This window comes from Roseobacter sp. CCS2, assembly GCF_000169435.1.
Taxonomy (GTDB): Bacteria; Pseudomonadota; Alphaproteobacteria; order Rhodobacterales; family Rhodobacteraceae; genus Yoonia.
Map to the genome: position 1 here is coordinate 738579 of NZ_AAYB01000001.1, position 21912 is coordinate 760490.

The following is a 21912-nucleotide window of genomic DNA, read 5'->3' on the forward strand; positions in this document are numbered from 1 at the left end:
TCATGAACCGGATCAAAACAGATATTTGCATCATCGGCGGCGGCTCTGGTGGCTTGTCCATCGCAGCAGGTGCCGTTCAGATGGGCGCGAAAGTGGTCCTGCTGGAAGGCCACAAGATGGGCGGTGATTGCCTGAACTATGGTTGTGTGCCCTCCAAGGCGCTGATTGCATCCGCCAAGCAAGCGCATGCCATGGCACATGGCGCGAAATACGGGGTAGCTGAGGTTGAACCAACCGTCGATTATGCTGCGACCAAGGACCATGTTCATGACGTGATCGAAACCATCGCCCCGGTCGACAGTGTCGAACGCTTCGAAGGTCTGGGCGTTCACGTCATTCAGGAGTTCGGCAAATTCATCTCAAAAACCGAAGTACAGGCTGGCGACACCATCGTCGAAGCGCGCCGCTTTGTGGTTGCGACCGGCTCCGGCCCGTTTGTCCCCCCCATTCCCGGTATTGACGACGTCACCTATTACACCAACGAAAACATCTTTGATCTGCGCGAAAAGCCAAAACACCTGCTTATCATTGGTGGCGGCCCCATTGGCATGGAAATGGCGCAGGCGCACCGTCGCTTGGGTTGCAATGTGACCGTGATCGAAGGGGCAAAAGCATTCGGTAAGGACGATCCAGAAATGGCGGCGATTGTGCTGGAAAACCTCACAGCTGAAGGGATCAACATCGTCGAAGACGCCCAAGCCGAAAAGATCAGCGGCAAAGGCGACACGATCACCGTACATACACCCAAAGGGGATTTCACCGGTTCGCACCTGCTGATGGCGGTTGGGCGTAAAGTGAACACCGATAAGCTGGATCTGGATACAGGCGGCGTCGCCCATGACCGTTCAGGTTTGAAAGTGGGCGCTGATCTGCGGTCCGTGACCAATAAAAAGGTCTATGCGGCAGGTGATGTCGCGGGCGGGCTGCAATTCACCCATGTTGCGGGTTATCATGCGGGCGTTCTGATCCGGTCAATGCTGTTCAGTCTGCCGTCCAAGCAACGCACAGACCATATCCCTTGGGCGACGTATACTGACCCCGAACTGGCACAGGTTGGCCTGACCGAAGCGCAGGCGAAAAAGAAACATGGGCCCGCGCTGGAAGTTGTGCGCTTTGAATTCCACCACAATGACCGCTTGATTGCTGAACGCAAAACCAAGGGGCTGATCAAGGTCATGGCCGTGAAAGGCCGCCCTGTCGGGGCGTCAATTGCAGGCCATATGGCGGGTGAATTGATCGGCATGTGGGCCATGGCGATTGCCAACAAGATGAAAATGTCGGCCATCGCCAACACCGTTCTGCCCTATCCAACAGTCAGTGAGGTTAACAAACGGGCCGCAGGTGCCTATTTTAGTCCGAGACTTTTTGAAAACCCGACGGTAAAGCGTATCGTAGGCCTTGTTCAGCGATGGCTGCCATAGGCCCTAGCGAGGGACCATGACCAATTCACTTTCAGGTCGATTTCTGATCCTTACAGTGATCTTCGTGATGCTGGCCGAAGTGTTCATCTTTGTGCCGTCGGTCGCGCGGTTTCGTGAGGATTACCTGCTGGCACGGCTTGAGCGGGCCCAGATCGCATCACTTGCGCTGGAAGCGGACGATATGATCAGCCCAGCTCTCGAGGCGGAACTGCTCAAAAACGCTGAAGTCTATAATGTCGTCCTGCGACGGGATGAAATCCGGCAGTTGGCGCTTTCATCGCCCATCCCCTCGCCGATCACAGCCACCTATGATCTGCGTGATCCAAGCAGTATGACGTTGATTGCAGATGCGATGCGCACGCTGGTCGATACCGAAGAACGGATTATCCGGGTTATTGGCAATCCGGTGCGCGACGGTGGTCTGCTCATCGAAGTGACAATGGACGAAATGCCACTGCGCGATGCGCTTTTGGCGTATGGGCGCAATATTCTGTTCTTATCTGCCTTTATTTCGATCATCACGGCCAGCCTGTTGTTTCTGTCGGTGCAAATTCTGTTGGTGCGCCCGATCAAAGGCGTGGTCGAACATATGCAAGCCTATGCAAAAGCACCCGAAGACGCGCGCCAGATCATCACGCCCTCTGCCAGCGTGAAGGAACTGCGCGATGCCGAAGAGTCTTTGCAGATGATGCAAACCCAGCTGACAGGCGCCTTGAAGCAAAAAGAGCGCCTCGCCCAGTTAGGCGGCGCTGTTGCGAAGGTAAGCCATGATCTGCGTAATATTCTAACCTCAGCTCAACTTTTCACGGACCGGATTGAATCGTCAGACGATCCGCTGGTCAAACGTATGGCCCCCAAACTGGTGAATTCCATCTCGCGCGCCGTGAACCTATGCGAGACGACGCTGGCCTTTGGCCGCGTGGAGGAACCTGCTCCGGCACTGACCCGTGTCAACCTTGCGCAGATCGTCGGTGACGTGATTGACAGCGAACGGTTGGCCGCGGCTGACTATCCGTTGTCCTTTTCCGAAGATATCCCCGCCTCTATGACCCTGCGCGCAGATGGAGAACAGCTGTTCCGGGTGATTTTCAACCTTGTGCGCAATGCGCGCCAGGCGATCATGGCGACAAACCAACCCGGTGAAATCGGCCTGCGGGCCACCGAAGACGACCACACATGGTGCGTTACCATCACCGACACTGGCCCCGGCCTGCCTAAGAAAGCACAAGAACACCTGTTCCAACCCTTCCAAGGCGGGGTACGCAAAGGCGGTTCTGGTTTGGGGCTGGTCATCGCAGCCGACCTGATCCGCGGGCATGGTGGCCGTCTTGAGTTGCAAAGCACGGATGCGGAAGGCACGACCTTCATGATCCAACTACCCAAAGAGGACCTTGCACTTGCGCCCGCAGCGGAATGAGAAAGATTGCGATTTGGGCCTTGCATCATCAGCCAAGCAAGTCTAAATCCCACGCTACGCGGATTGGTAGCTCAGCTGGATAGAGTACTTGACTACGAATCAAGGGGTCGGGGGTTCGAATCCTCCCCAGTCCGCCATTTCAGTATTTGTGAGACGACACATAGTTCTGCACTTTGCGACAGACCCTTTCCTTTTTCGACGTATAGCTTTGCCGTTTTGTGGTGAGGTTAGTCATGGGTTCCTGTGAGACGACACATAGTTCTGCACTTTGCGACAGACCCTTTCCTTTTTCGACGTATAGCTTTGCCGTTTTGTGGTGAGGTTAGTCATGGGTTCCCTTTCAAAGTGGTTTTGAGCGAAGCACTTCAGGGCGCTCGTCTCTAAAACCTGCTCCCGGCGAGGGTTGGGGGTAGCAAGTGCAACACAATTCGACTGGGTTGGTGCGGCCCGCAGGCGTAGCCGAGGACACGGCCCTGTCTAATTGTGTTGCAGGCGCGTGGGGACGACGTCCCCTAGTTCTTCCTGAACAGAGGGCGGATTCTGATCATTCGCTGCTGCGCAGCGCAGGCTTTCCGAGTTGGTCACAGCGGACTTTCAACACCACGAAACGAAGCCAGTTCTGTTTCGCGGCAGTTCGTCGGAATTGTCGTCATTCGCTACACCGGCAACAATCGCTCCCTATTGCAGCCGTAGCAGACACTTGTATCATCTGAGAGTTTTGGGGCTCCAAACTATCTGTTGATGCTGAACCATAAATCGGTAATTCTCAGTGTGAAAACAGAGTAAAATATCGGTGTTTCATGTCAACTCAGAAAACTGCTTCCATTTCGAATATCATCCAAAAGGCCAAGAAGGAAAACCTCAAAGAAGTAGATTTGTCGAATATGGGATTGTCAGAGATTCCCTCTGAGCTGTTTGAAATTCCTGACTTGCTTTCACTAGACTTATCTCACAACCAGTTCAAAAGATTTCCTAAAGAAACTTTCGCACTGAGTTCTCTCCGTACGTTTGAGATGTCGCACAATCCTATCAAGAAATTGCCCGAGGATTGGCACCATTTACAAAACCTTGCGCTACTAAATCTTACAGAAGTGGAGCTTGATGAATTACCAGATGGATTTTGTGAGCTAGGCTCCCTGCAGTTCTTGTATCTTGGATACAATAATTTGTCATACCTTCCAGAAAGTTTCAATAACCTCAAAAAATTGAGGCACTTGTTCCTGCACAGAAATAGATTTAATTCTATTCCGGGTAACCTCAAGCTCTACAAGAGTCTGGAAACCCTCACGCTTGGATCGAAAGTAAGAAGCATACCGAAGCGGATTTCACGCTTCGCAAATCTCAGAAGGTTGTGTATTGTTGATAATGAACTTGCTTCTCTCCCGAAAGAAGTCGCGAAGCTTGAGCGCCTAAACTCCCTCGAGCTGAGTGGTAACAAGTTGCAGGCCATACCGTCAGAGATAGGGTTTATGTCGGACCTGACGACGCTAACTATACACGGAAATGACCTACCAGCCTCGCTTGTAAGTGCTGAGAAGGATGGCGCGGGTGTGCTTCTCTCCCAGATCAGGAGCCTGCTCGACCCGAAAAATACAAGCATCCTATCTGAAGCAAAACTTATGATCACAGGTGAAGGTAAGGTTGGCAAAAGCTGTTTGCGTATGGCTCTTGATGGCACGATCAATCCAGACCGGGACCTGCTCAACTCGACAACTTGGGGAGTGGATTGTGGGACCTTTAGCTTACCAGACGCTGAAGACCCCGAAAAAGAAATTGACTTCAACTACTGGGATTTTGGTGGGCAAAAGATCTATAGGATTACTCATCAGTTCTTCTACTCAGATCAAGGATTGTACCTACTCGTATGGGATCCACGGTTGGGTGAGGAGCAGTGCCTCATCGCAGATTGGTTGCGTCGAATTGGAGCACGGACTGCAGGAGAAGCTAAAATCATTCTTGTTGCTACACACGCAGATGTAGATGGAGGCAATTACTCCCCATATGTTGATCTTGACCGATATGACAACTCCCTGACTTCGATGATCGTCGATCAAATTAGCGTCGATAGCTTTACAAAGAAAAATATCGACAAATTGAAATTTGCAATTGCCAAGCATGCTCAAGGGATGCCGGGGGTAAAAAGCCCGATTAACAATACTTGGGACGATGCTCGCAAAGCCGCACTGGATACGGCAAACACATCGCCTTGGATGAGCTATGTGGAGTTCAGCGACTTATGCAAGGAGCTGGGCATAGGTGATACAGAAGCAGTACGTTCAATTGCAGCAACTTTCCTTCATCGTTTGGGTCGCGGAATCTGGTACGGTATCGACTGGGAAAATGATGCCTTCTTGCATGATACTATTGTCAGAGATCCATCTTGGCTTGCCATGGCATTTATGGAGATCGTTCAGCACGAACGTACGAAGTCTGCGGGTGGTATCTTGGATCACAGTGATCTCACTGATGCGTGGATAAATCATGGGCGTGAAGAAGATGGCTGGCGAGTGTATCAATTGGATGATCATCCGAGGCTCTTGAGAATGATGCGTGCCCAAGGTGTCGCACTTCCCATTAGATCATCCCGAGGGGAAAAAAGCCTGATCCCACAACTTGTTCCGTCAGAAAAGCCTAAGCTGCCCTGGTGCGATCCCAATGATCTAGAACAAGATGATAGAGTCTTGAGGATGGAAGTTAAGGTAGTACCTGCAATTGATGGTTTTATGTCACATCTAATCGCTGCGCTTGAACCGTATCATTTCTATACGAAGGATGGGACCGGTGCATTTTGGCAAAGTGGAATTTTTCTAAAAGATACCGAGGGTCGCTTTAGGAATGAAGCACTCATCGAATTGAATACCGAGAGAAACTTTTTCTCAATCAAAATCGCGGCCTCCGGGGAGGAGCCAGGCTTCTTGCTGCAACAAATCGACGCTTCAATTGCAGAATGCCTAAAATTTTGGCCGGGAGCGAAAAGAGAAGACAAAATTCGGTGTCCACACCGCGTTGGTGATCACCTGTGCCAAGGCGACTTCAAGCTTTCTAGCGTTGAACGATGGCTGGCGCGCGATATGGAGAATGCAATATGCCACGAATGTGATCAAGTGTCGAGGCCATCAGATCTTATCTATGGTCTTCGCGGGCGCAAGCGCAATGACGAAACTGCCGACCGCCTTCTTGAGTACCTTGCATACAAGGAAAGACGGCCTGCTCCTGGCAGCATAGTTTTGTTACCTGCAAAGGGGCGATGGAGAAATATCACAACCTGGGAGATTCTTGGCAAAAGCAGAATGAAAGCCCAGCTTCGATCTGAATTTAGTGGTGCATTGGTTGCTGAAAAGGAATTCACATCTTCCCCTGGCTTGCTCCGGTACTTAGGGCCAGCCGCAAAACTTGGCTCATTGTTCTTTGCCGCTGCACCGCTGCCGTTGGACCTTGCCCCGGGTTTTGCCGATAGCTTTAATGGGTTGAGTGACTCACTTGATAAGCTTGGCGATCATCTTCCCGATGGCGAACAGGCACAATCGGTAGATCCCAGTTATTCAAGTCGAAACCTTGCTTTGGTTGCCGAATTCTTAGAGCAAATCGAGTTAATGCCAAGACGCTATGGGATGGACTTAGAGCGCGCTCCAGATGGGAAATGGTATTGGATGTCCGCAGCAGAAGTTGAACAATATCGCCCAACACAAGCTTCGTTGCCTTCAGGCACTTAAACTTAAATTGATTTATTTACCCGCTAGTCGACACAAACCAACAAGGTGATCTGAACTTCACGGCAACGAATTTCCGTTTTTTTCTGCAAACCGTAAGTTCGACCTTGTTCAGATTTTGCGCATGCAGCGAATGGCGGGTTCGACGGGCCGCAATGCAGCGGGCAGTGACATGGGTGAACGGCAGCTTTGGGCCGAAATCGCCACTACGAAGTATCAAAGGGTGCAGGGGAAATTGAGTACGGTGCCCCTTTTTCTGCATCTGATTCACTTAGAAACCCATATTCCACCAGTACCTTTTTCGCTGTTTCCCAATGAACTTGCAGTTTGGTAGCGATCGCGTTGATGGTTGCGCGTTCAAGCACGGCTTTAGAGATCTGACTTTGTATGAGTTTAGGTTTCCGTTTTCCACGACTGACTTTGTAACCAGCTTCTTTGAGTTGTTTCGAAAGGTTCGAAGGGTGCATTCGGATGCTGGCGGCTATGTCTGATATTCGTTCTCTTCGTTCATGCCGGTCGAATAGAGCTCTTAGATAATCGATCCCTGCCACTTTCATGATCTTCCTGACGAGACGAGGCGTTACACCGTAAAATTCGGCTAAAGACAGGTGATTATTGCATGACTTGTACGATTTCCGGACGTCTTCAAATGCGTGGAAGTGCAAGTGATTTCGGTCATCAAGGATGGTTATGAAGGGCTGACCGTTGAATTTGCACTTCCTCAGTCTCAAAGCTGTTTTCCTCCGCCTCCTGTAAACTGGGCCAAGAAAAGCTCTATTTGCAACCGAAAATTTGAACATCTTACAACGAGTGCCATAACTATTTTCATATTGTAAGTATTTGATACAGAACAGAAAAATTGACTCTGAAGCAGCCGCATGCGAATAAAAGTAAATCTAGCGACAAGCGAGGTTGATACTGATGCACCGGCCAACACCCACCGATCTTCGGAAACATGAGAGAATCAAATTCGAGCTGCGGTTGGTGGGGAGTTCTCTTGCCAAGGTGAGCCGTTCCCTGGGGCTGGCGCAAAGCACCGTGTCTGTCGTTTCAATGGGACATGGCAGATCGCACCGCATTCAAGAGGCCATTGCGTCGGAGTTGGGCAAGACCCCTGAAGAGCTTTGGCCAAAGCGCTATCGGACAAAAGAAGGATTCAAAATGAACTAACAAAGCTCTTTTGGGAAAAGTTAGGCCTCGAGTGCGTCAACACTCAAGGCCCGTAATCTTCGGTGTCAAATGAACTTCGACCTCACCTTTCTCCCCTGACCCACATGCAAAGTCAACAGTTTCGTCGTCCTTTCGGGCGTCGGCCTTGCACGTCTTTGCCTGACTTCAACTTCAGCAAAAGGTGGAATCCTTGTGTCGCCGAACGGCGTGCAAGGTCCAAATCACAACATGAAAGATGATATTTTTAACGGAGCTGGTGACCAGCCGCCGCTTCCCAGCCGCGCGACGCGACGGATTGCCAAACGATCAAAGTACAGTTCGCGGGGGGGCATTGTTGTCCAGCTTCGAGGATGGGCGCGTCCAAGGATCGTTTTTTTTGAAAGCAAGCTGGAACAGCGCGTGTTGTTCCTGCTGCTCGCTCGCGGTGATCTTATTGATCTGTGGGAGCAACCTCCTTCAATAGCATACTGGGATGACGAAGGGCGCCGACGCACACATTTCTTCGACTTCCTGATCCGACTCTCATCAGGTCGACGCGTCGCGATCGCGGTGAAGCCCGCAAAACGCGCTTCACGCATTGGTTTTGTTCGGGACCTTCAGTGCATTCGCGCAGCTATGACCAAAGACTTCGCCGATGATCTGGTTCTGATAACGGATCAGGATTTCACTAAAGCCGAAGCGTTGAACGCGGAGAGATACCATGAATTCTCAAGGTCCAGGAATGAAATGGCGTTCGAACGGCTCAGTGACGTCGTTCGATCCATGTCATTCCCCACATCTGTGGGAGCGTTGGCGAAATTCTTGGACGCGGGAGACCAGAGTTTCAGAACAGTCTTCATCGCGATCTACGAAGGCCTGCTGTCGGTTGATAGGACAATGCCCATTGATACAGACACCGCCGTTTATCTGGGAGTTGTTCGATGACAAATCCTATGCAGATATCGACATTCGCAAGATTGAGCGTTGGACCACTTAGCTACCGGAATGCCGCTGCAGCGGCATCTGGGTGCTCTTTCGAAAGGACAGACCGACCGGGAGTACAGGTTTACTTTTCGTTCGAAGAGTTGCGCGAATTGCTAGCTCAGCCGGAGAACTCTCTTGAGCCAGATTACTTCTTATTTGAGCGCCACGAATTGCGGGCAACTGGTGTTATCGCGGCAGTCGGCATGCTTCCTGATAAGATAAAATCTGAGGTGGTTTGGCGTTATGCCTATGTCGAAGTTGCACGCCAACTTGTCAAAGCAGGACGGTTGAAGCGAACCGAATTTTCAGTCCAAGTTCTGCTAGATGAAATCGAAAAATGCGTGAACAAGCAAGCCGGGGCGGCGCAGGATGGCTGGGTTCCCAAACGCGCCGGACGGAAAAAGGAATTTCGAGCGCCGCCGTGCGCAGGAACGCTCTTAGAGTGGATGCGCCGTTACGAACGCGCCGGGAATTCGCCTCTAGGGCTTGTTCCTCGAACATTCCGCTCGGGCAACTGGAAAGACCGTTTCAGTCTTGAAGAACTGCGGCTTTTGGGGACCTGCATCGGTAGGTATTTGACACGCGACCGACGATCCAAACGGCAAGTGGCGGATGATACTAAGACGCGGTTCGACGCTGAAAATGTGGAAAGAGTGGAGAAGGGTTTGCCGCCACTCCGCGTGCCATCCAAACGAAAAGTCGAGCGCGAAATTGCGAAGCTTGATCCTTATTCAACGTATGCCCAACGGCACGGGGTGGATGCCGCAAATCGTGAATTCATGCTGTATGAACAAGGTATCGATGCGAGCTATCCAATGGAGCGGATCGAGATCGACGAGTGGTACGTTGATTTGATTTCAATCTTGGCGGAACGCGGTGCACTTGATCACCTGTCAGCAGAACAGCTTGCAGAACTTCCGCGGGGTCGTCGCTGGCTCTATCTCGCAATCGATTGTGCAACCCGCTGCGTCGTCGGTATGCGATTGGCAGTTACGCCGAACTCGCAAGATGCAATTGCACTATTGGCGGACATTACGCGCGACAAGACCGATCTTGCGATAGCAGCTGGTTGCAAGTCAGCCTGGGCTCATTTTGGTGGTCTGAAAACGGTCGCAACCGATCTCGGTGCTGCATTCGTAGACGACAACTTTCAAACAGCCATTTTTGATGCACTCGGCTCACCTGAGACACCTACAGGTGGATTGCCGCAGTTGCGGGCGCGTGTTGAAAGGATTTTTGGCACATTTGGTACTAATCTGATGCCCGGTTTTGCGGGCCGAACGTTTTCCAACCCAAAGGACCGCGGTGACTATCCATCACAGGAAATGGCGTCGATCACCGACGACGCTTTGATACAAGCGCTTATCTTGTATGTCGTGGATGTGTATCACAATCGAGAGCATCCTGGTCTCGGCGGCGAAACCCCGAATAATTGCTGGAACCGGTTAGCACAAGAAAAGGGAGTTGTAGCGGACGTTCCCGAACGGACGCGGCGTAGAGCCTTTGGAAAGCTGTTAAATCGGAAGGTGACTGGTCGTGGTGTTCGGGTTTTTGGAATCGACTACACCTGTCAGGCTCTGCGACAGTTTCATCCGCATAGTCACGAAACACATGTAGACTTGCGGATCGATCTGAGGGACCTCGGCTGGATCATGGTGCGCATTGGTGATGAGTGGTTTCATGCGATGGCACTTCAGAATTGCTTTGCAGGTGTCTCCTACGATGAATGGCAAGCCGCCGCTAAAGAGCTGAGGCTCAAGTACCGCGATGAAGCGAGGTTGCAGGAAAAAATTGTAGCAGAGGCGCTTGCAAAAATTGCCTCAATCAATGCTGCCGAACAGAAAACCTTTGCAACGCTGTTGCGTAATGTCACACCCGCTGGCTTAGCACGTGGTGAAGAGGATCTCTTTCTTGGGTTGTCAATTGATCCTGAAGATCCCGAAAACTTCGATTTACCTCCGGATGACGACTTGTTTGGTCATGTAATCCCTGTTCCCAAAAGGGACGATGGGGGCAGCAGCGCAACTGTCGCAATCGAACCCACAACCGATAGCGATGCCGACGACGAAGACGCGCCTTTGAATTGGAGCTTTGACGATGATTGATCGCAAGGACATCCACCGTCGTCTTGCTCTGCTGCGCGACGATTTCGTTCGCAACGAGCCGTATCACAGCTTCTTTGAACAGTTTGATCGTCAACTTCAGAGACGGCGTGCAGCCCAATCTTTGGACCTCATTGAAGAGGCGCGAGCTATCGCCGTCATAGGTGCGGCTGGGAGCGGGAAGACCAGGCTGGTCAAACGCGTCCTCGAGCAAAATCAAGACCTGACGGATCCTAAGGATGGGGATGAGCTTATCGACTATATGCGCATTATCGTTCCCGCATCTGAAACGATGAAGAACTTGGCGATCCTTCTGCGGGAGAAATTGGGCTACGAGTCCGAGCGCAAAAGTGACAACGCATCTGAGATTTGGCGACAAGTTCACGTTCAGCTCAGAAATCGGAGAACATTCTATATCCATTTGGACGAAGCGCAGCATTTGATTGCGAGTCCGAATGAAAATGTTCGTGCAGGTGTCGTAGACAGACTGAAAACTCTGTTGAACAATGATACTTGGCCTGTTGGGCTGATCCTTTCGGGCACACCGAAATTGCTCGAGATGCTAAATTCTGACCCGCAACTTGGGCGTCGTGTAGATCTTGTGAAATTGCCGGCTATCAGCCGGGTTTCGCACGCTAAGGAAGTTCAGGCGATAATTTCTGCATATGCCGCAAAAGCCCAAATTTCACTAAGCGAAGATTTGGATTTCGATGATTTGGTGCCTAGGCTCATCCATGCTGGTGCGAATGAGTTTGGGAACACGATAGCCATGCTCGGCTTTGCTCTCGAAGATGCACTGCTGGAGGGGGCCGCCGAATTGAAATTAGGTCACTTCTCTGAAGCCTTTCGACGGACGGCTGGCTGTGTACCAGCTCTCAACATCTTTGTCGCCGCGGACTATCTGAGCATCGATGCGCGCAAAATGTTCTGGGATCACTTCTCCAAATTTGGAGGGAAATAAATGGCAGAAAATTTCCGCCTCATTTTCCCACTTAAGCGCTTTGAAACGGCAACGTCCTACGTCTCGCGTTTGACGCGATATTGCGGACTGCAGGAGCCTCGCGTTCTTTGTTTGGACTTTGGTTTTCGTTGGCAGGACTTTGTTCGCGGTGATGATGACCTCCTTGAGAAAATTGCAACGATCGGCGGTGCATGCCCAAGGGATTTGAAACGCTGGGCCGTGCGAACAGTTGATAAAAACCGGTTTGAGGTTTGCGGTCAAAAGGCGACCAAGGCATCATTGGTTCGTTCGCGCCTGCGTGTCTGTCCGCGATGTCTGATAGAAGATCATCAAAATGGCGGCAGAAATGGTGTTTTCCGTCGGGTCGCATGGCATTTTTGGTCGATCCGGACATGCCCGGTACACAACGTGGCGCTCGTTGTCGTTCCGCCTGAACTGCACACACTCCACAACTATGACTTTGTCGGACAGGTCCTCAAAAACTGGGCGTTTATCAATTCTCAAGCGGACAATGGCGCCAGTCACAAACCTACCGAGTTTGAGGGCTATGTTTCGGATCGGCTTAACGGCGCAGCATCCAATCCTTTCCTTGATAGCCTACCGATGCATGTCGCAGCGCGGCTATGTGAGGTTCTAGGATTTGTGATCAATAACGGCCCTAAGCATAGAATATCTGAAGCTACACAAGATGATCTACGCTTGGCAGGTCAAACCGGCTTCAATGCTTTGCGGAGTGGAGAAGACGGATTGTATAAAGCATTGGAGACGATGGTGAGCCCGATTGCGCTGCGCACGGTGCGACATCAGTCAGACTTTGGAGCGTTCTTTGAATGGCTGCGAACGTCGACCATGGGCAATGACTTTGAGAAATTGCGCGACAAAGTGCGCGATTTCATATTTCGCACATATCCTTTTCAAGAAGGCGCCACCGTCCTTGGTAAAACCTGCCCATCGCCAGCTGTGTTCACCATTTCTGGAGCATGGCAATCGCTGGGCATCCAGCGTCATCGAATGAACCGGATACTTCTGGCCGAAGGTTTGGCACACACGGATATGGCGGACAAATCAGTGCGGCTGCACGAAGGGCTGAAGTCGGAAGCGATAGATGATCTGAGGTGCCGGTTCGCGTCCCGGCTGAACGCGATTGAGGCTCAATCGGTGATGGGCGTAAGCTTGGAACTTCTCAATCAATTGCGGGATCATGGCATTGTCACGACCACTGTGGATGCTCTTGATCAAATTCCTAAGTTTAACCGTGATGAACTGGAACAGCTGTTGGCAAAACTGAGCGCTTTGGTCACGGAAACGCAGCCTGATGGAACAGATATGGTGTCCATTATCGACGCGACACAGCGTGTGAGATGTCCGCTTACAGATATTGTTAAGCTGATACTTGGTGGAAAGCTGACGCAACTATATCGAAATGCAGAGATGTCTGGACTAGCGGCATTCCGCGTCAATTTGTCCGAGCTACGTGCGGCCCTGCCGCAATTTGAGATGCCAGGGGTCACAAAAGGGGATGCATCCAGACGCCTTCGGGTGAACTACCCAACAATAAACTTCTTGATCGCTGACGGCGTGTTGATTGAGCGACGATTGCGAAATCCGCGCTCTCGGCAGTTCTTGGATGCAGTTTGTAGCAAGAGCTTGACTGCATTCGAGGCGAAGTTTGAGACTCTGGGTCAACTTTCAAAACGTTATCGTAGGGCATCGGGTCCGTTTAGTTCACATCTGGAAGCTAAAGGTATCTGCCCGATCGAAACGCCTGACGGGATAAGTTTGTATTATGAACGTAAGGGGCTTGAAGGGCGTTTGCGAAGGGCAGGACTTACTCCACCATGTGAAAAGGTGCCAACATGACGGATCGCTGCGGACCTTACGCGGATGAGCACCTATCGTTAACAACCGGGCAGATGGCTACCCAAAGGGGAAAAGATGATTAAACTTTCCAATGCGGTACATCCTGGCGAAGTTCTTGCTGAGGAATTTCTTAAGCCAGCAGATATAGATGTCATCAGTTTTTCGAGAGAAGCTGAAATTGACCCTCAAACAGCTATTGCTTTGATTGAAGGGCGTATCGGTATCACTGAAATGTTAGCCGGGAAACTAGCGCCATACTTTGGAAACAGCGTCGGCTTTTGGCTTAAATTGCAGGAAAACTATCAAATTTCAGCCCACCTAGAACAGGATTCCAGCTCGCAGCGAAATGTCGATCACCCCGATCAGCATGAAATCGATGACTGGGTCCTAAATGGACCAAAGAACGCAAAAATTGTAGAGTTGGTACGAGACTTGACGTTGGATAACGGTCTACGCCTTGCAGAGGTGGAAAGTTTCATTGTGACGGCCCTTGAGAAGCGGCGGCGGTTAATTCCTAACGCGCCAACTCAATCAGAGGGCGGTTAACATAACATCCGTTCAGCGAGGTATAGTAGCCTATCGCTAATTTTTGACTCTCCAAGAAAGCAAAACCGGACATTCATGCAAAGCGCGGCTAAAGTCTCAAACGAGCCCACTTTGACAAATGCTGCACTGCGCATGGATGTCCGCTTCTCAGGATGCAGCCATCAACGTGACAAAATCAAACCGAATTTTGCCAAAGGTTTGTGACCTTCATCGCTAACTGGCGCAGTTTCTTCAGCGCTATATGACACCGATGACGAGGGTAGAGCGCGCGGCTTCGACCACATCGTCGGTGACGAGCGAGAGGTCGTTGATCTTCAGGATGCGCTCGATCTGGACGAAGAGCCGGTGCAGGAGACGGAAGCCGCCCCTTACACTGCCAGCCAAAACACTGCCTTCGGCCGCGATGACAGCGGGTTGGGAAAGTTCGCTCCCACCAAACACAACATCTAGTGGGGCGAGTTTTTCACCAATATCGACCGTTTTCGACGCATCGACTACGGGTTCTTTTATGGCCACGATACTAATCGTCGCACCTTCAACAGATCATAACCGAAAATGCGAGTTCTTACTTATTGAGGTTCTTCAAACGGTACGAACGGCTTCGTGACGATATTTGTCATAATAATTGCAAGTGACCTATCAAGAGTCTGGAACATTGCTGGACGAATGAACTCCCGATTAGCCAAAATGACCTGACCGTTCTGTGGAGCATGTAAGAACTCGCGCCAACCCGGAAGGCTTTGTTCAAATGCTTCTGCCTTATCGAAGGCAAAGTCGCCCTCATAAATGTTTGTATAAGTCGTGATCATGAAATCAGAGTCGATCTGCTGTGCAACCTCTGCGCTGATTTGTGACCAAGGGTCTTCGCTATCGAGCACAAGTTGTGGCTGGCTGAATCCAAGATCATTTATCACTTGGGTAAGGGTGTATTGCTCGCGCGTAACCCAAATACCTTCGTCAAACGTAGGTTCGACAAATGCGACCGTTACGTCCGAAGGATCATCAATTGTTGTCGCGAGAACACCGCGTGCAAATTCCAGTGACCTTTCATATGCCGCAAGACCTTCTTCAAATGCGTCCAGTCGCCCAACTGCATCTGCAATCATACGATAGTTATCAAGCATCGGATCTGATTCAGGGACTACGACGACAGGCGCAACTGCGGACAGTTGATCGTAAAGGTCCATAGAGAAGTCCAAAATAATAATGAGGTCTGGTTGCAAACCTGCGATCACTTCAAGATCAGGCGTACGCCAATTTCCAATAAAGGACATGTCACTATTCTCAAAAGTGACATTGGCAACGTCCAGCAATGACCGGAGATATGGTTCGCCGTCATTGTAATTGACATCTATTCTACCCACAGACCCAACAATAGGTGCACCAAGTTCATAAAGTGGTGCAGTGATACCTTGCTCATCAAAAGCAATGATGCGTTGCGGATCGACAGGTATGCAGGTTTCGCCTGCATCGTGCGTGAACGCCCGCATACCTTCATCACAATCAAGCGCCAGTGCGGGTGTTGCAGCAAAAACCAATCCAGTAACAGCCATTAAATTTCGAATCTTCATTTTATCCCCCATGAGGCATCTTAGATGTCGGCTGGCGGATAGCTGGCTGTGTACGCGAACTGTGATGTTGTTGGCTGGGTCTGTCCATCTTTGCACAGCCCCCAAAAAACTACCATTTTAGCTACGTGAGTATCTTGGAGGAAACCGTAACAATTCACCAAGGAAATCACCAGTGTCGTATTGAGTTTTCCTACCAATTTTATCCCCTCTTCACAATATCCTACTAAAATAGTAAAGAACTAAGCAGGCTGCTGGTTACCATAAGATCGGGATCAGTTTTACGTATTAAGCATGCGCCGGGGGGCATTAGTTTGGAACATTCGGTCGTAGATATCGAAGCGCGGGTGACGCACAATCAAACCCGGCATATTCCACGCTTGAAAGTGACCGAACTGACTGTAGGCTACGGCACCAAGGCAATCGTTTCCGATGTCACGATAGAGGCTTTGCCCGGAGAAGTGACAGTTCTTGTCGGTCCCAACGGTTGCGGAAAATCGACATTGCTCAAAGCGATGGCACGCGTGCTGCAACCTATGACAGGACAAGCAACACTCGATGACGCTCCTGTTCATACGACACCAACCCGCAAATTGGCCTGCAAGCTGGCTCTCTTACCTCAGGGACCAGTCGCGCCCGAAGGGCTCACTGTACATGAACTGGTGAGTCAGGGACGATTTCCACATCAGACGCTCACGCAACAGTGGTCAGCCGAGGATAGCCGAGCCGTAGATGCCGCATTGGAAGCCGCAGATGTTGCGCAATTTGCAGAGAGACGCGTGGACAGCCTGTCGGGCGGACAGCGTCAGCGATGCTGGATCGCCATGGTTCTTGCGCAAGAAACTGACGTCATCTTACTTGATGAACCAACGACGTTTCTGGACCTCAAAGTACAGGTCGATGTGATGACGCTGTTGCGCAAAATCGCGCATGAGCAAGGACGCACTTTGGTTGTTGTTTTACACGAGTTGAATATTGCCGCGATGTTTGCGGATCAAATTATCATGATGCGAGGTGGCGCGCTGATTGCACGCGGCGCACCGGAACGGGTGATCACCCGTGAAAACCTTCGACTGGTCTTCGACCTTGATGCACATGTCATCGCAGATCCCATAACGGGACGACCGGTGTGCTTGCCGGTTATGTCTGGCTCATCTTCATGACACGTATCACGTGGCTTGGAATGCCAGTCATTCTTACGATGATGGTGTTTGCCTTTGGGTGGCATATCGCCGTCGGGGCAAAAACTGTTCCGTTAGCGGATGTGTTCACTGCACTGACTTCATATGACAGGACAAACTTTGACCACGTCGTTGTGGTTGATCTACGTCTTCCTAGGGCAGTCTATGCGGTTCTTGTCGGCGCGTCACTGTCGGTTGCGGGGGCACTTATGCAAGGTATCACCCGCAACCCTCTCGCTGAACCTGGCATTCTCGGATTGCTAACCGGGGCCTCTTTTGTTGTCGTCTTGGCTGTTGGTTTCTTCCGCGTGGTGGACCCGGTTTGGATTCCACTGTTAGCTGCTATCGGCGCAACAGCCACAGCGGCACTTGTCTGGGGTATTGCCGCCGCGGCACCTGGTGGCTCAACCCCGCTTACGCTCGTTTTGGCAGGGGCGGCAATTACGGCGTTTCTTGGGGCGTTCATTGCCTTGGCAAACTTGTTGGACCAAGAGAGTTTTGAAGCAATGCGCGTTTGGCTGACCGGAACCCTCGCGGGCCGATCTACAGATGTCCTGTTGTGGTCATTACCGTGGATGATCGGCGGTCTGGCGTTGGCCTTTGGACTTGCACGACAGGTGACCGCTCTCGCAATGGGCGATGACACAGCCGTAGGCCTTGGGGTCAACGTCGCAAAGATCAAAGCACTGGCCATGCTTGCTGTTATCGCGCTGACAGCGGCCTCTGTCGCGATTGCGGGACCTATGGGTTTCGTCGGCCTTGTAATCCCCCATGTCGCGCGATTGATCGTCGGTGCCGACTACCGCCTGATCGTTCCATTCTCAGCGGCGCTTGGTGCAGTTTACCTCCTGCTCGTAGATATCGCAGCCCGAATGGTGCTGGCACCCGTTGAAATCTCGACCGGCCTCGTCACAGCCTTACTTGGCGCACCGTTCTTTGTCTGGCTGGTGAGGGCGCGACTATGAGCACCTTTGTTCTTTCTCGCTGGAATGGGCGTTTAACACTGCGTTTGCAGCGCAAGGCCTTAATCGTTGCGCTGATACTCGCAACAATCCTGCTGAGCATCTGTGCAGCAAGTCTCATGAGTGGCAGCTACCCTCTGACTTTGCGAGAGGTCTTAGCTACCCTTGCGGGCGATCCCCCGGTTGATACAGCTGAAACCATCGTCTGGCAGTTCCGCTTTCCGCGCACTTTAGTGGCCGGGATGGCCGGGGCGCTGTTCGGTCTGTCGGGTGCCATACTGCAATATGTAACCCGCAACCCACTGGCCGATCCCTCGCTCGTCGGCGTAAGCCAAGGTGCAAGCCTCGCCGTGGTGACACTTATCGTCATCTACCCCGAAGTTAACATTGCCCTGCGCCCGCTCATAGCCTTTGGCGGTGCCTTGCTTGTGGCCGCGCTGATACAATGGATTGCGATGCAGCGCACCGGCGGCGCGACAATGCGGTTTATTCTGACTGGGATCGGCGTCGCTGCCTTTATCAGCGCCGTGACCACTTCAATGCTGACCTACGGAAATATTGATCAAGCGCAATCGGCACTGGGTTGGCTTGCGGGCTCTATCCATGCAGTTGGCTGGGGTGAGGTTTGGTCATTGGCGGCTTGCCTGATTGTTCTGACCCCCTGCCTGATTTGGTCAGCGCGGTATCTGTCTGCCCTGCGCATGGGTCCGGAAGTTGCCACTGGCCTAGGTGTCCCCATCAAATGGGGCCGCATCGGGATGATCACATTGTCCGTTGCATTGGCCGCGTTCGCGGTGGCCGCTGTTGGACCGCTGGGGTTTGTTGGCCTCGTCGCCCCGCATCTGGCACGCAGGTTGGCCCATTCCGGCGTTGGCCAACACCTGTTGCTCACAGCACTGACAGGGGCCGTCATGGTGGGGCTGGCCGACTTCATTGGACGCACGGCCTTTGCACCCATCCAGATCCCGGCAGGTATTCTGACCGCCATTCTAGGCGTGCCTGTCTTTCTGTTCATTATCGTCAAACAAAACACCACCCGCCAGCTCTAGCGCCTGCCGCTTCGCCAGCCTTTCACGACTGAAAAACTGGAGAATTACTATGCACCGAATTGCTGCGGCGGCGATTGCCGTCTTTATGACCACCCCCGCTTTCGCACTCGAATGCCATGAGGGGTTCCGCGCCTTTGTCCATGGCGAGGGTGAAACCTGTATCCCTGTTCAGCCCGAACGGATAATCGCAACCCGTGGCGATTCAGTGGCGACACCACTGATTGACATAGGTGCACCCCTTGTCGCGGTCGCCTATCGAACAGCGGATGACGGGTCACTTTGGTTGCGCGGTGCATCAGATATCTTCGGTGATGATGCAGTTGCCGCACTGAATCTAGCAAATGTAGGTAGCCCCAATGGCGTCGATCTTGAAGCTGTTGTTTCCGCACGTCCTGATCTGATCGTAATCACCGAGTTTCAGACCGATCTGATCCCGCAACTTTCTGAAATTGCGCCGGTGATCGTGACATCGCGCCAGATGACCTATTTCGAACATTTGTCTATGCTCGCCGATGCCGCTGGCATGGCGGATGTCTTTACCGAACGGGAACAGGCGTATCGGGACCGCATTGCGGAAGCGCAATCGCGGATTGGCGATCCTTCAGCGATCAAGGTATCGCAACTCAACATCAGCGAAGGCGTGATAGAATATTTCCCTAACTTTGGAGCCTTGACCCAGGTTGTGCGCGATATTGGGTTAGGCCAACCGCAGATGCAGGCTGATGCCGCAACGGCGCTACGTGACATCAGCATGGAGCAAGTGAATGAGTTTGATGGCGATATCATTCTATCCAGCTTCGCGCCCCGTTTTGATCAATCGATTGAATGGATGATGACAGAACGTTTCGACGGGGCATCCCCTGTCTGGCGCAGTCTATCGGGCGTGCAGTCCGGCAATCATTTCTGGTACGAACGCGATCTTTGGGGTGGCACGTCGTTCGCGTCACTCCACGCAGCCATTGATGGCCTAGAACTTCTGACAGCCGGGAGGACCTTTCAATGACTCGATTCAATCCAAAACACGCGCTGGGGTTTGCCGCCATGAAACTCATCCTCGCCGCCATTGTGATGGTGCTGATCTTGCCTGTGCAGGCCATCGCCCAAGACATGCGCACGGTCGTTGATGACACGGGGGTTGAGGTCACGATCCCCGTCAATCCACAGCGGATCATTTCCGGTCATGACCTTGTCATCACCATTCCGATGATCGAATTGGGGGTATTCCCCGTCGGAAGTCACGGGCGTGGTGAAACACTGGACGAGGCGTTCATTCGCGGCTCCGCCCCTCTGACGGGCGTGGACTTTGACAATTCTGATATCGAATGGGTTGGCAACCGCCCGATTGAGGTCGAACGCATCGCGGCCCAGAACCCTGACCTGATTATCACAACGGCATGGCAACCCGCCGATGTGGAACAACTACGTCTGATTGCACCCACATTCGTGGTCGACATCAGTACTCGCGATGAATGGAGCGTCTTCGACCTTTTGGCCGACCTCACGGGCACTGACGCCTCCCTGAAACTTCTCAAACGGCGTTACCAAATCCAGATTGATGCCATCCGAGACGAGATTGACACTGGAGCCATGACCATTTCGACGATTCATGCCTATGAGGGGCAGTTGTTTGCATACAACCCTTACGGCACCATCGGGAAGGTCCTGATTGATGCCGGGTTTGATCGCCCTGATTTGATCGAAAACGCCAAGCAAAACGTGATCGAAGAATTCAGCGCAGAGCTTATGCCCGAGTTTGACGGGGATTTCATCATCACCACATACCGCTCGTCAGCGGGTGACACTCCGGACGCTGTGCGTGACTATTTTGAGGGCGTTTTGCCGGGGTATTGTGATGTGCTACACGCCTGCCGCAATGACCAGATGTATTTCCTGTCCCGCGCCGAGGCTGCCGCAACCTCATACGCCGCCCTGATCCAAACCGCCTACACGCTGCGCACCATCCTTGGTGGGCGCACGTTTGTGCCGCTTGCTGATTAATACTGAAAGGAAAACCAATGAGACTTATCTTAACCATTTGCCTCGCTCTGCTTGGCACACATGCAACCGCGCAGGACATGCGCACCTATGTTGATGATCTTGGCACAAGTGTCGAAATTCCTGTTCAGCCACAACGAATTGTCTCGTTGCGCGGTGAGCAATTTACAGCGCCGTTATGGGAACTTGGCGCGCCTATCGTCGGATCAAGCGGAAGAACCGACGATGTTATCAATAACGGCGAACCTTACGTGCGCGGGGCGTTTGACCTTTTTAACTTAACCTTTGAAAACAGTGGAATTACATGGATCGGAAGCCCAAATAATCCCGATTTCGAAGCTATCGTGGCGCTTCAGCCCGATTTGATCCTTATTCCCCATTGGCAAGAAGATATTCAGGATCAACTCTCTCAAATCGCGCCGACTGTCGTTATCGCAATTCAACCCAACCCAATGCTGGAGCGCTATCGTAAAGTCGCGGACGTTGCCGGTATGTTGGATCGGTTTGAATCGTTCATGCCCGCTTACGAAGCCAAATTGGCTGTCGCACGCAACGTCATCGCAGATACGATCGGCGATCCTTCGGACGTCAGTGTGGTGATCGCAGAAGTCTGGAAAGACGACGGCGGGCTTGTTGTTTTTCAGGACTACGCCGCGATGAGCCAGGTCTTGCGCGATTTGGGGTTCGCCATGCCCGATTTCGTGGCAGCACTCGAAGAAACATTCGCGAATATCAGCCCCGAAATCCTGCCTCAGATCGATGCGGATTTTATGATCGGAACCTATAACTTTGCATTTGGTGAGCCTCCATCGCAACGGGTCGCTGAATGGGAAGCACTGATTCCTGTCTGGGACGAGGTATTGCATGCCCCGGCCAACAATCAGCACTTCTTCATTGACCGCGAAACCATGCGTGCTTTGAGCTTCCGCTCGCTTGAAACAACGCTGGCAATTTTCGTGTCCCAAATCGCAACACGCGATTTTGTGCCGTTGGCAAAAGCCGAGTAA

18 protein-coding genes and 1 tRNA gene are annotated in these 21912 nt (G+C 51.9%); 16 read left to right on the forward strand and 3 right to left on the reverse strand.

The genetic code is table 11. The annotated features are described in order from the left end of the window. Window positions 1-2: 2 nt before the first annotated feature. The 4 genes from RCCS2_RS03775 (at window position 3) to RCCS2_RS03790 (ending at window position 6551) form a co-directional block, all read left to right on the forward strand. Entirely contained in the window at window positions 3-1421 is a 1419-nt protein-coding gene (locus RCCS2_RS03775; RefSeq protein WP_008231462.1) for a dihydrolipoyl dehydrogenase family protein, read from the forward strand. Window positions 1422-1437: 16 nt separating this feature from the next. Continuing rightward, window positions 1438-2838, forward strand: coding sequence for a sensor histidine kinase (locus tag RCCS2_RS03780; RefSeq protein WP_008231464.1), 1401 nt, complete (start codon window positions 1438-1440; stop codon window positions 2836-2838). A 60-nt stretch (window positions 2839-2898) separates the two neighbouring features. Beyond that, window positions 2899-2975 (forward strand) — tRNA-Arg (locus tag RCCS2_RS03785). A 663-nt stretch (window positions 2976-3638) separates the two neighbouring features. Continuing rightward, window positions 3639-6551 (forward strand): leucine-rich repeat domain-containing protein, encoded by a 2913-nt coding sequence (locus RCCS2_RS03790; protein ID WP_008231466.1) that lies wholly within the window; start codon window positions 3639-3641, stop codon window positions 6549-6551. 203 nt (window positions 6552-6754) lie between these two features. Here RCCS2_RS03790 and RCCS2_RS18280 read toward each other — a convergent pair whose 3' ends face one another. Next, on the reverse strand, window positions 6755-7105 hold the full coding sequence (locus RCCS2_RS18280) for a hypothetical protein (protein ID WP_156788413.1): 351 nt from the start codon (window positions 7103-7105) through the stop codon (window positions 6755-6757). A gap of 364 nt (window positions 7106-7469) precedes the next feature. Between RCCS2_RS18280 and RCCS2_RS18095 the strand changes: the two genes are divergently transcribed. The 6 genes from RCCS2_RS18095 to RCCS2_RS17820 all read left to right on the forward strand — a co-directional run bounded on the left by RCCS2_RS18095 (window position 7470) and on the right by RCCS2_RS17820 (window position 14150). Continuing rightward, window positions 7470-7718, forward strand: coding sequence for a helix-turn-helix domain-containing protein (locus RCCS2_RS18095; protein WP_083791136.1), 249 nt, complete (start codon window positions 7470-7472; stop codon window positions 7716-7718). A 228-nt stretch (window positions 7719-7946) separates the two neighbouring features. Next, the gene (locus RCCS2_RS03800; RefSeq protein ID WP_008231479.1) at window positions 7947-8642 is read left to right on the forward strand and encodes a hypothetical protein; all 696 of its coding nucleotides are present in this window, start codon (window positions 7947-7949) and stop codon (window positions 8640-8642) included. After that, window positions 8639-10786, forward strand: coding sequence for a Mu transposase C-terminal domain-containing protein (locus RCCS2_RS03805; RefSeq protein ID WP_083791137.1), 2148 nt, complete (start codon window positions 8639-8641; stop codon window positions 10784-10786). The genes RCCS2_RS03800 and RCCS2_RS03805 overlap by 4 nt, the downstream gene beginning before the upstream one ends. Further along, complete coding sequence (locus RCCS2_RS03810; protein WP_008231483.1) at window positions 10779-11744, forward strand: ATP-binding protein; 966 nt, start codon at window positions 10779-10781, stop codon at window positions 11742-11744. Before RCCS2_RS03805 ends, RCCS2_RS03810 begins: the two co-directional genes overlap by 8 nt. Next, window positions 11745-13604: a TniQ family protein gene (locus tag RCCS2_RS03815; RefSeq protein ID WP_008231484.1), complete on the forward strand. Its 1860-nt coding sequence runs from the start codon at window positions 11745-11747 to the stop codon at window positions 13602-13604. Window positions 13605-13679: 75 nt separating this feature from the next. After that, window positions 13680-14150: a HigA family addiction module antitoxin gene (locus RCCS2_RS17820; protein WP_008231485.1), complete on the forward strand. Its 471-nt coding sequence runs from the start codon at window positions 13680-13682 to the stop codon at window positions 14148-14150. A 237-nt stretch (window positions 14151-14387) separates the two neighbouring features. On the opposite strand, the gene RCCS2_RS18515 is transcribed toward RCCS2_RS17820, so the two are convergent. Further along, window positions 14388-14666: a hypothetical protein gene (locus RCCS2_RS18515; RefSeq protein ID WP_008231487.1), complete on the reverse strand. Its 279-nt coding sequence runs from the start codon at window positions 14664-14666 to the stop codon at window positions 14388-14390. Window positions 14667-14719: 53 nt separating this feature from the next. Further along, entirely contained in the window at window positions 14720-15721 is a 1002-nt protein-coding gene (locus RCCS2_RS03830) for an ABC transporter substrate-binding protein (RefSeq protein WP_198007003.1), read from the reverse strand. A 311-nt stretch (window positions 15722-16032) separates the two neighbouring features. Here RCCS2_RS03830 and RCCS2_RS03835 point away from each other — a divergent pair, with 311 nt between their 5' ends. From RCCS2_RS03835 to RCCS2_RS17825, 6 genes are read left to right on the forward strand one after another with little or no spacing between them, the layout of a single operon-like run. Beyond that, a complete protein-coding gene (locus RCCS2_RS03835) occupies window positions 16033-16881 on the forward strand; it encodes an ABC transporter ATP-binding protein (RefSeq protein ID WP_008231490.1) in 849 nt (282 codons plus the stop codon). Continuing rightward, the gene (locus RCCS2_RS03840) at window positions 16878-17864 is read left to right on the forward strand and encodes a FecCD family ABC transporter permease (RefSeq protein ID WP_008231496.1); all 987 of its coding nucleotides are present in this window, start codon (window positions 16878-16880) and stop codon (window positions 17862-17864) included. The genes RCCS2_RS03835 and RCCS2_RS03840 overlap by 4 nt, the downstream gene beginning before the upstream one ends. Next, entirely contained in the window at window positions 17861-18910 is a 1050-nt protein-coding gene (locus tag RCCS2_RS03845; RefSeq protein WP_008231498.1) for a FecCD family ABC transporter permease, read from the forward strand. Before RCCS2_RS03840 ends, RCCS2_RS03845 begins: the two co-directional genes overlap by 4 nt. 49 nt (window positions 18911-18959) lie before the next feature. Continuing rightward, complete coding sequence (locus RCCS2_RS03850) at window positions 18960-19913, forward strand: ABC transporter substrate-binding protein (RefSeq protein ID WP_008231500.1); 954 nt, start codon at window positions 18960-18962, stop codon at window positions 19911-19913. Further along, on the forward strand, window positions 19910-20908 hold the full coding sequence (locus RCCS2_RS03855; RefSeq protein ID WP_008231501.1) for an ABC transporter substrate-binding protein: 999 nt from the start codon (window positions 19910-19912) through the stop codon (window positions 20906-20908). Before RCCS2_RS03850 ends, RCCS2_RS03855 begins: the two co-directional genes overlap by 4 nt. A gap of 17 nt (window positions 20909-20925) precedes the next feature. Next, window positions 20926-21912: an ABC transporter substrate-binding protein gene (locus RCCS2_RS17825; RefSeq protein WP_050770770.1), complete on the forward strand. Its 987-nt coding sequence runs from the start codon at window positions 20926-20928 to the stop codon at window positions 21910-21912.